General features: G+C 71.8%; 8 protein-coding genes and 1 pseudogene. 3 read left to right on the top strand and 6 right to left on the bottom strand.

What is annotated here, in order from left to right; genetic code table 11:
- Window positions 1-7: 7 nt before the first annotated feature.
- Window positions 8-1,204 (bottom strand): annotated as a pseudogene (locus JHN63_RS43885) (metallophosphoesterase); the annotation flags it as partial.
- A gap of 145 nt (window positions 1,205-1,349) precedes the next feature.
- On the opposite strand from JHN63_RS43885, the gene mshD reads away from it, so the two are divergent.
- The gene (gene mshD / locus JHN63_RS43880) at window positions 1,350-2,279 is read left to right on the top strand and encodes a mycothiol synthase (protein ID WP_200690724.1); all 930 of its coding nucleotides are present in this window, start codon (window positions 1,350-1,352) and stop codon (window positions 2,277-2,279) included.
- Between the two features lie 39 nt (window positions 2,280-2,318).
- Here the strand turns inward: mshD and JHN63_RS43875 are convergent, their stop codons facing one another.
- The 5 genes from JHN63_RS43875 to JHN63_RS43855 are packed head-to-tail and all read right to left on the bottom strand — an operon-like array spanning window position 2,319 to window position 6,838.
- Window positions 2,319-3,047 (bottom strand): ABC transporter, encoded by a 729-nt coding sequence (locus JHN63_RS43875; protein WP_307782128.1) that lies wholly within the window; start codon window positions 3,045-3,047, stop codon window positions 2,319-2,321.
- On the bottom strand, window positions 3,038-4,567 hold the full coding sequence (locus tag JHN63_RS43870) for an ABC transporter permease (RefSeq protein WP_200690723.1): 1,530 nt from the start codon (window positions 4,565-4,567) through the stop codon (window positions 3,038-3,040). Before JHN63_RS43870 ends, JHN63_RS43875 begins: the two co-directional genes overlap by 10 nt.
- The gene (locus JHN63_RS43865; RefSeq protein ID WP_200690722.1) at window positions 4,564-5,424 is read right to left on the bottom strand and encodes an ABC transporter ATP-binding protein; all 861 of its coding nucleotides are present in this window, start codon (window positions 5,422-5,424) and stop codon (window positions 4,564-4,566) included. The genes JHN63_RS43870 and JHN63_RS43865 overlap by 4 nt, the downstream gene beginning before the upstream one ends.
- 29 nt (window positions 5,425-5,453) lie before the next feature.
- On the bottom strand, window positions 5,454-6,290 hold the full coding sequence (locus JHN63_RS43860) for a zf-HC2 domain-containing protein (protein WP_200690721.1): 837 nt from the start codon (window positions 6,288-6,290) through the stop codon (window positions 5,454-5,456).
- Window positions 6,287-6,838, bottom strand: a complete 552-nt coding sequence (locus JHN63_RS43855; protein WP_200690720.1) for an RNA polymerase sigma factor — start codon at window positions 6,836-6,838, stop codon at window positions 6,287-6,289. Before JHN63_RS43855 ends, JHN63_RS43860 begins: the two co-directional genes overlap by 4 nt.
- Window positions 6,839-6,962: 124 nt before the next feature.
- Between JHN63_RS43855 and JHN63_RS43850 the strand changes: the two genes are divergently transcribed.
- Entirely contained in the window at window positions 6,963-7,349 is a 387-nt protein-coding gene (locus JHN63_RS43850; protein WP_200690719.1) for a GntR family transcriptional regulator, read from the top strand.
- Window positions 7,346-8,233, top strand: coding sequence for an ABC transporter ATP-binding protein (locus JHN63_RS43845; RefSeq protein ID WP_200690718.1), 888 nt, complete (start codon window positions 7,346-7,348; stop codon window positions 8,231-8,233). The genes JHN63_RS43850 and JHN63_RS43845 overlap by 4 nt, the downstream gene beginning before the upstream one ends.
- Window positions 8,234-8,339: the final 106 nt, after the last annotated feature.

The raw sequence follows: 8,339 nt of genomic DNA, 5'->3' as shown, positions 1-8,339 counted from the left end.
CGATCTAGCCGATCGCGCGGTTGCCGATGGGCGCGGCCAGGGTGTTCCACTTGCCGATCAGCGAGGTCAGGTCGGCGGCCTTGGGCACGGTCCGGGTGACCACGTGGTTCGCCGACTTGACCGACGTACGGGCGATGTCGCCGGTGAAGCGGTCGTACGTCAGCGTGGTGTCCGTGTAGAGGCGGCCGAAGGACGCGGCCGAAGTGACCATACGGGGCTTGCCACTTGGGTCGTCGATCGTGCAGACGTACGCGTTGTGGGTGTGGCCGGTGACGAGGGCGTCGACGGCCGGGGTGACGTTCTTCGCGATGTCGACGATCGGGCCGGAGATGCCGGAGCCGCCGCCGGACGCGTCGCAGTCGTAGTTGTAGGACGCGGAGGCCGGGAAGCCGCCCTCGTGGATCAGCGCGACGATCGACTTGACGCCCTGCTTCTGGAGCTCCTTGGCGTACTTGTTGATCGTCTCGACCTCGTCCTTGAACTGGAGGCCCTTGACGCCGTCCGCGGAGACGATGCCGGGGGTGCCCTCCAGTGTGACGCCGATGAAGCCGACCTTGACGCCGTTCTTCTTCCACACCCAGTACGGCTTGAGGATCGGCTTCTTCGTCTTCTCGTCGAGGACGTTGGCCGCGAGGTAGGGGAAGTCGGCGCCCTTGAACTTCTTGTCCGTGTAGCAGCCGTCGGTGGGGTGGCAGCCGCCGTTCTGGAGGCGGGCCAACTCCTTGGCGCCCTCGTCGAATTCGTGGTTGCCGACCGAAGTGACGTCCAGGTCCAGCTTGTTGAGGGCCTCGATGGTCGGCTCGTCGTGGAACAGGCCCGAGATCAGCGGGGAGGCGCCGACCATGTCGCCGCCGGCCGCGGTGATCGAGTACGGGTTGCCCTTGCGGGCCTCGCGCAGGTGGGTGGCGAGGTACTCGACACCGCCCGCGTCGATCGTCTTCGTCGTGCCGTCGGCCTGGAGTTCGGTGACCCGGCCGGAGGAACCGGACGGGGGCTCCAGGTTGCCGTGCAGGTCGTTGAAGGAGAGGAGTTGGACGTCCTGGTAGCGGCTGGGCTTGGACCCGTGGCCGCCGGTCGGGTTTCCGTGCGCGTCGGCGGGCAGCGCGGCGGCCAGCGCACCGGCCGTGGCCAGGCTCGCGGCTGCGGCGAGCAGGCCTGCGGTACGACGTCTGCGCGGGCGGTACGGCTGGGAAGTGGCTGGCATGAGCCCCCCTGTGTGTCGGCTGAGATGGCACCACGTTCCGGCGCAGCCTAGGGTCAACGCGCGTAGCGTGACAGGGGGTTCTTGGTTACATCCTGGTTTCTTCTTTGCCGCCACTTTGCTGGTATGTCCGCTTACCCTGATGCCCATGACCAGCGACGACACCGTACGGCCCGCGCCCGCATCCCGATCGATCGAGACCTACTCCGCGCTCACCCCGGACCAGGGCGGGGCCGTCCTCGCGCTCATCGCCGAGGCCGCCGGGACCGACGGGCAGCAGGCGGTGTCCGAGCAGGGGCGGTTGCGGATCCGTGGGGGTGAGCGGGACGGGGTCTCGCATCTGCTGCTGACCCTGGGCGACGTGCTCGTGGGGTACGCGCAGTTGGAGGACACGGATCCGGTGGAGGCGCCGGCCGCGGAACTCGTCGTGCATCCCTCGCATCGGGGGCACGGGCACGGGCGGGCGTTGGGTACGGCGCTGCTGGCGGCGTCGGGGAAGCGGTTGCGGGTGTGGGCGCACGGGGGGCATGCCGCGGCGCGGCATCTCGCGCAGGTGCTCGGGCTCACGATGTTCCGTGAACTCCGGCAGTTGCGGCGGGGGTTGACCGACCTTGCGCTGCCGGAGCCGGTGCTCGCGGAGGGGGTTTCCGTGCGGACCTTCGTGCCGGGTGTCGATGACGCGGCGTGGCTTGCCGTGAACGCCGCGGCCTTCGCCCACCACCCGGAACAGGGTTCCCTCACCCAGCGGGACCTGGACGACCGTAAGGCCGAGGCGTGGTTCGATCCCGAGGGGTTCTTCCTGGCCGAGCGGGGTGGGGAGCTCGTCGGGTTCCACTGGACCAAGGTCCATGCGGAGGAGGGGCTCGGTGAGGTGTATGTGGTGGGGGTGTTGCCGGGTGTGCAGGGTGGGGGGCTCGGCAAGGCGCTGACGACGATCGGTCTACGGCACCTTGCCGGGCGGGGGTTGGCCACGGCGATGTTGTATGTCGACGCGGACAACAAGGCGGCGGTGTCGGTGTACGAGCGGTTGGGGTTCACGACGTACGAGACGGACCTGATGTACCGCTCGGAGTCATGAGGCCCGGGGTGCTGTCGGCGGCCCGCGCGCTGGACCGGGTCAACCGGCAGACAGACCAGGACGTGTTCTCCGTACCCGCAGCAACCCCCTGTGCCGCCTGAGCGGTTCCGGGCCGCATGCCGCCCATACGATCGCCGCGCTCAGCAGGATCAGGGTCCAATGGTCGTGGCCCGTCGCCCAGTTCTTGTCCTTCGGTGTGGCGAACAGGCCCCAGTTCCGGGGGACGAAGAGGGCTGCCGCCATGGACGTGGCGAGGAGGGCGACGGCTACGCGCTGGCCCGGTCGTGGTTCGGGGGTGAGGCGGGTGGCGAGGGCCGAGGCCGCCAGGGCCACGACTGTCGCGGCGGCCGCCTCCAGGGTGATGTCGCCGACCGGGGGGCGGACCTTGGGCGGGATCAGCAGCACCGTCGCCGTCCACCACAGCGCCGCCGACGGGGCGATCAGTGCGGTGCGCAGGGTTGCCCGGACCATGCGGCGGGTCGGGACCGTGGCGGTGACGTCGCGGGCCGGGTCGTCCAGGAGGAAGGTCAGGCCCAGGGCGAAGGACAGCGCGGCGCCGCGCAGCAGGAGCAGCGTCATCCACGGGTCGGGGTCGGACGAGGTCAGGCGGGGCAGCGCGGCCAGGAGGAGTCCTACGGCGGCGCCCGCGCCCACCGCCCGCCAGGGCAGTGAGCGGGCGGTCGGCCGTACCAACTGGCCCAGCCGGCCCAGCGTCCCTGCGCGGCCCCGAACCGTCGCCGGGGCCGACTCCCGTTCTCTCACTCGCACTTGTCCGCCCCTGTCGGCGCCTTCACGCCCAGCAGCTGCGCCACCTTCGCCGTCGTCACCTTGGGTGCCGTCAGCTCCGACCAGTGGGCCTTCACCTTCGGGGTGATCGTCGTCGGGCCGGCTGCGAACAACTCCGTGAGCACCGTGGTCTGTTCGGCCGTCATGGACATCGGGTTGGTCGGGGAGACCACGATCGCGGAGCCGCTCGCGCTGTCGTCGAGACGGACCGCGCGCAGCTGGGTCACCGGGTCGGACTGCCAGCCGAGGGCCAGCCACATGATGGTGACCATGCGGCCGTCGCAGAGGGAGCCGACCGCCTTCTCACTGCCCATGACCAGCACGGAGGAGACCGCCGCGGCGAACTCCGGTACCCGCGGGCCGCCCCAGCGCGTACCGACGGTCACCTGGTACGGCACGGTGGACGGTTCGACGATCGAGCCGTCGCTGTCCATGCCGTAGCGGGCCTCGACGCGCTGCCGTACGAGCAGCTTCTCCTGGGCCGCGGTGCCGCCGGCCAGGGACTGGACGCCGTCCGTGACCTTCGCCCAGGTGCCGATGCGCGGCGTCCACTCGGGGAATGCGCAGTACGTGGAGCTGCCTTCGCGGACGCAGGACTGGACCTTCGCCGGGTTCACCGTGGCCAGCACGCGGGCCTGGGTGGTCGCGTCGGACACCTTGCCCGCCTGGCCCACCGCGCCCCAGGTGCCGAGGCCGACCGCCACCACGAGCGCCGCCGCCACCGTCTTCGTACGGCCGCCGTTGACCAGGACCGCCGCCAGCGCCAGGGTCAGCGCCAGTGCGAACAGGTAGAGGGCGTGCCAGGCGGCCGGGCGGCCCAGCAGGTCGGAGGGGAGGGGCTTGCTGCTCGCGTCGCCGATGACCGGGACCAGCCAGCGTGTCGCGCTGCCGTCGGAGTCGCCCGGGACCGCCCCGAGGAAGGTGATCGCGAAGAACGCCAGCACCAGGAGCATCGGTGCCGCGAAGGGGGATCGTACGACCCGGGCCAGCAGTACTCCGGCCGTCCCGGCGAGCAGGACCGTGAGCGGTCCGACGAGCAGTTCGCCCACCGAGCCGTGGCCCACCGAGCCGGGCGCGAGCACGCCCCAGGTGAACTGTGCGCCCACCAGCAGCGCGGTGAGCACGACGGCCGGTACGACGGACAGCGCGAACGCGACCGTACGGCGCCATGGTTCGAGGACGAGGACCCCGAAGTGCCGGTCGGTGTCCTGGCGTTGCGAGCGCAGCACGGCCTGGTTGGCGCAGAGCAGGACGGCCAGGGCGGGCAGCATCGGGCCGGTCTGGGTGGCGCGATCGACGTCCTGGAGGGCCGGGTAGCCGGTCCAGGCGTCGCGCATGTCCCAGCAGATCCAGGCGGCGTGGAGGACGAACATGAACAACACCGGGAGGCGCAGGAGGAGTTTGCGCGCCTCGAAACGGGCGAGCGCGAACACCGCCGCCCAGGACCGGCGTTGGTCCTCGGTGCGAGTGGCCGGGGGTGCCTTGTCCAGTACGGCGCTCATGCCGCCACCTCCGCGACCACGCCGTCGAGGGCGATCAAGTAGCCGTCCTCCAGGGTGGGTTCGACGAGTTCCGCGCCGGGGGGCGGATCGCCCACGTTGCGGAAGGCGCCCAGGCCGGTGCGCCAGCCCGCCATCGCGGCCGGGTCGCGTTCCGTACCGCTCCACACCCGGCCCGCGGCCCGTGCGGTGAGTTCGGCCGGGGTGCCCTCGAAGCGAACGGTGCCGCCGGCCATGACGACGACCCGGTTGCAGAGCATCGCCACGTCCTCGGTCTGGTGGGTGGAGAGCAGGACCGTGCGGCCCTCGCCCGCTCTGGCGATCAACTCCCTGAAGCGCATGCGCTGTTCGGGGTCGAGGCCGACGGTCGGCTCGTCCAGGACCAGGAAGCCGGGGTCGCCCACGAGGGCCGCCGCGAGTGCCACGCGCTGCCGCATGCCGCCCGACAGCTTCTTGATGCGCTTGCCGCGCACGTCCGACAGGTCGACCTCCTCCAGCACCCGCCGTACCTCCTGGTGGCGGCCGGTGCGGTCGGTGAGTTCCTTGAGGATCGCGACGTAGTCGACGAACTCGAAGGCGGTGAAGTCCGGGTGGAAGCCGGGGGTCTGCGGCAGATAGCCGAGCGCCCGCCGCACCTCCTGCCGGCCGGCCGTGGTGCTCGGGTCGTGGCCGAGCACGGTGAAGCTGCCCGAGTCGGCGGGCTGGGCCGTCGCCAGGACCCTCAACAGGGTGGTCTTTCCAGCCCCGTTGGGGCCGAGCAGGCCGGTGACGCCCTCGCCGAGCCGCAGCGACACGTCGTCGAGGGCGTGCGTCGAGCCGTAGCGCAGGCTGAGCCCGGCCGCGGAGACGGTGGTGGTCATGTACGGAACTCCAGTCAGGGTTCGAGGAATCAGGCGAGAGGGCCGAAGGCGGCCGGGCGCGCGTCGAAGCGGTCCCGGAGCAGGTAGAGGAGCCCGGCCGCGAGGACGGTCACCGCCGCGGCCACCCCCTGGCCCGCCGGGGTGAACGGTTCGAGCGTGCCGCCGTGCAGGTTGTTCGCCACGAGGAGGAACGCCACCCAGCCGCCGCCGACCAGGGACGGCGCGAGCACCGGGCCCAGCCGCGGGGTCAGGGCCAGACCGGTCGTCGTCAGGGCGAGTGCGGGCAGCAGCCAGCCGAGGGCGGCCAGGCCGTACGCGGGCAGGGCCAGCGACGCCAGGCCGTTGAGGCCGAGGACGGCGACCAGCACGGCGACCGTGCGGATCATCAGGAGACGGAAGCCGTGCAGCGGGGCGACGACCGCCATCTCGTACGTCGGGTCGAGCTTCGGGCCGTAGGACAGGGCCACGCCCGCGAGCGGGAGCAGGGGGGCGAGGCCGAGGAAGAGGCTCGGGGAGGCAGTGTTCTTCAGGGAGTTGGTCACGAGCACCGTCATCACCAGCAGCGCGACCACCGCGCCGAGCCATGAGCGGCGCAGCACCGGCGTGGCCGCGAGCAGCCGTGCCGTGTGGTCGGCGACGCCGATCCGGACGAGCAGGGACTCCACCAACCCCCTTTTGGGGGCGTCGAGTTCGGCGTCGAGGCGCGCCCAGCCCGCGTCCAGCGCGACGGAGTCGGTGACCGACGCCAACAGGGCCCTGCACTCGGGGCAGTTGGCGAGGTGGGTGTCGGCGGACCAGAGCATGGGCGGTGCCAACTCGCCCCGCGCATAGGCGCGTACGTCGTCTTCGGCCACATGCCAGGTCATGCCAGCTCCTCCCGCAGTTGCTTACGGGCCCGCATGGCCCGTGTCTTGACCGTGCCGGCCGGGATGCCCAGCAGGACGGCCGCCTCCCGGGTGGTCAGCCCGTCGATCACGGTGGCCTGGAGGACCGCCCGCAGCTCCGGCGAGAGCCGGACCAGGGCGCCGGCGAGGTCCCCGTGCTCCACCCCCGCGAGCACGCGCTCCTCCGCCGACGCCTCGTCCCGGTGCCGCAGTCGCGCCAGCGCCTGCCGCATCCGGCCGCGCGCCCCGTCGCCGCGCAGCACGTCGATCAGCCGCCGTGACCCGATCCGCCACAGCCACCCGGCAGCGTCCGTCGAGGCTCCGTCCTCGCGGTAGCGCGCACTGCCCCGCCACACCGCGAGAAACGTCTCCTGCACGACGTCGTCGACCATCCCGGCGTCGGCGCACCGGCCGCGCAGCCGCGCGGTCAGCCATGGCGCGTACCGCCGGTACAGCTCTTCGAACGCGCGCCGGTCGCCGTCCGCCGCGATGGCCCGCAGCAGCTCCCCGTCGCTTTCCGTATCGCTCACGTCTCCTCATCGCACGAGCACCGTCGATCGGTTCACGGATCCGCATGCGGATCCGTCTTGACTTTCCGAACCATCTTCCACCACCCTTTCACTACTCAATTAGTGAAAGGGTGGTGGAACCCCAGTGGTCGAGTACCGCATCGACCGGCACAGCGGCGTGGCCACCTATGTCCAGATCGTCCAGCAGACCAAGCAGGCGCTGCGCCTGGGAATGCTGGAGCCCGGCGACAAACTGCCGACGGCTCGCGAGGTCGTGGAGGCCACCGCCATCAACCCGAACACCGTCCTCAAGGCCTACCGCGAGCTGGAGCGCGAGGGGCTGGTCGAGGCCCGGCGCGGCCTCGGCACCTTCGTCCGCAAGGGGCTGACCACCACCCCCGCCGACTCGCCGCTGCGCCTGGAACTCGACGACTGGGCCGCGCGGGCCCTGGCGGCCGGCCTGGACCGGGACGACATCGCCGCGCTCTTCACCGCCGTACTCGAAAAGCACTTCCAAGGAGAACCTTCATGACAGGCACCGCCGCGATGGAGGCCGACGCGCTCGGCAAGCGGTTCGGCCGAGGGGGCGGGTGGGCGCTGCGGGACTGCGCCTTCCGGCTGCCCGCCGGGCGCGTCTGCGCGGTCGTGGGGCCCAACGGCGCGGGCAAGTCCACGCTCCTCGCGCTGGCCGCCGGACTGCTCGCCCCCACCGAGGGCGCGCTGTCCGTCCTCGGCACGGCGCCGGGCGCGGCCCGCGAGCGGGTCGCCTACGTCGCGCAGGACAAGCCCCTCTACCCGCAGCTCACGGTCGCCGAGACGCTGCGCATGGGCGCCGACCTGAACACCGACCGCTGGGACGCCTCCGTCGCCGAACGCATCGTGGCCGACGGCGACCTGAACCCGAAGTCCCGTATCCGCGCGCTCTCCGGCGGCCAGCGCACCCGCGTAGCCCTCGCCCTCGCGCTGGCCAAGCGGCCCGAACTGCTGCTCCTGGACGAGCCGATGGCCGATCTGGACCCGCTGGCCCGGCACGAGATGATGGGCCTCCTCATGGCGCGGGCCGCCGAGTCCGGCACCACGATCGTGATGTCCTCGCACGTGGTGGCCGAGCTGGAGGACTCCTGCGACCACCTGCTGCTGATCGGCGGCGGCCGGGTCCGCCTCGCCGGCGAGATCGACGACCTGCTCACCGCGCACGTCCGCGTCTCCGCGCCCGCGCAGACGCCCCTCGCCCCGCACCCGGTCGTCGAGTCGCGCACCACCGGCCGCCAGCTCACGGCCCTGCTGCGCCCGTCGACCCCGCTGGACACCGACTGGCGCACCAGCAGGCCGTCGCTGGAGGAGCTGGTCCTCTCCTACCTGCGCAACCCCGAGGCACCCGCCGTCCCCGCCGAGACCGCGGATCCCGTCGCGTGACCGGCCTCCCGACCCTGCACCCTCGGGAGGCTGGGGTCTCTTCTAACCAGTCACGTCCTGATGCGTGACTGGTTAGAAGAGACCCCAGCCTCCCGAGGGTGCAGGG

It is taken from the genome of Streptomyces sp. MBT65 (genome assembly GCF_016612545.1).
Classification (GTDB): Bacteria; Actinomycetota; Actinomycetes; order Streptomycetales; family Streptomycetaceae; genus Streptomyces.
The sequence above is the reverse complement of the archived record's forward strand: the minus strand, read 5'-3'. Positions and strand labels throughout refer to the sequence as shown.

Bases quoted from the DNA above. Each gene is read 5' to 3' on its own strand.
- mshD (WP_200690724.1), top strand. From the start codon at position 1,350: ATGACCAGCGACGACACCGTACGGCCCGCGCCCGCATCCCGATCGATC.
- JHN63_RS43870 (WP_200690723.1), bottom strand. From the start codon at position 4,567: ATGAGCGCCGTACTGGACAAGGCACCCCCGGCCACTCGCACCGAGGAC.
- JHN63_RS43860 (WP_200690721.1), bottom strand. From the start codon at position 6,290: ATGACCTGGCATGTGGCCGAAGACGACGTACGCGCCTATGCGCGGGGC.
- JHN63_RS43845 (WP_200690718.1), top strand. From the start codon at position 7,346: ATGACAGGCACCGCCGCGATGGAGGCCGACGCGCTCGGCAAGCGGTTC.
- JHN63_RS43865 (WP_200690722.1), bottom strand. From the start codon at position 5,424: ATGACCACCACCGTCTCCGCGGCCGGGCTCAGCCTGCGCTACGGCTCG.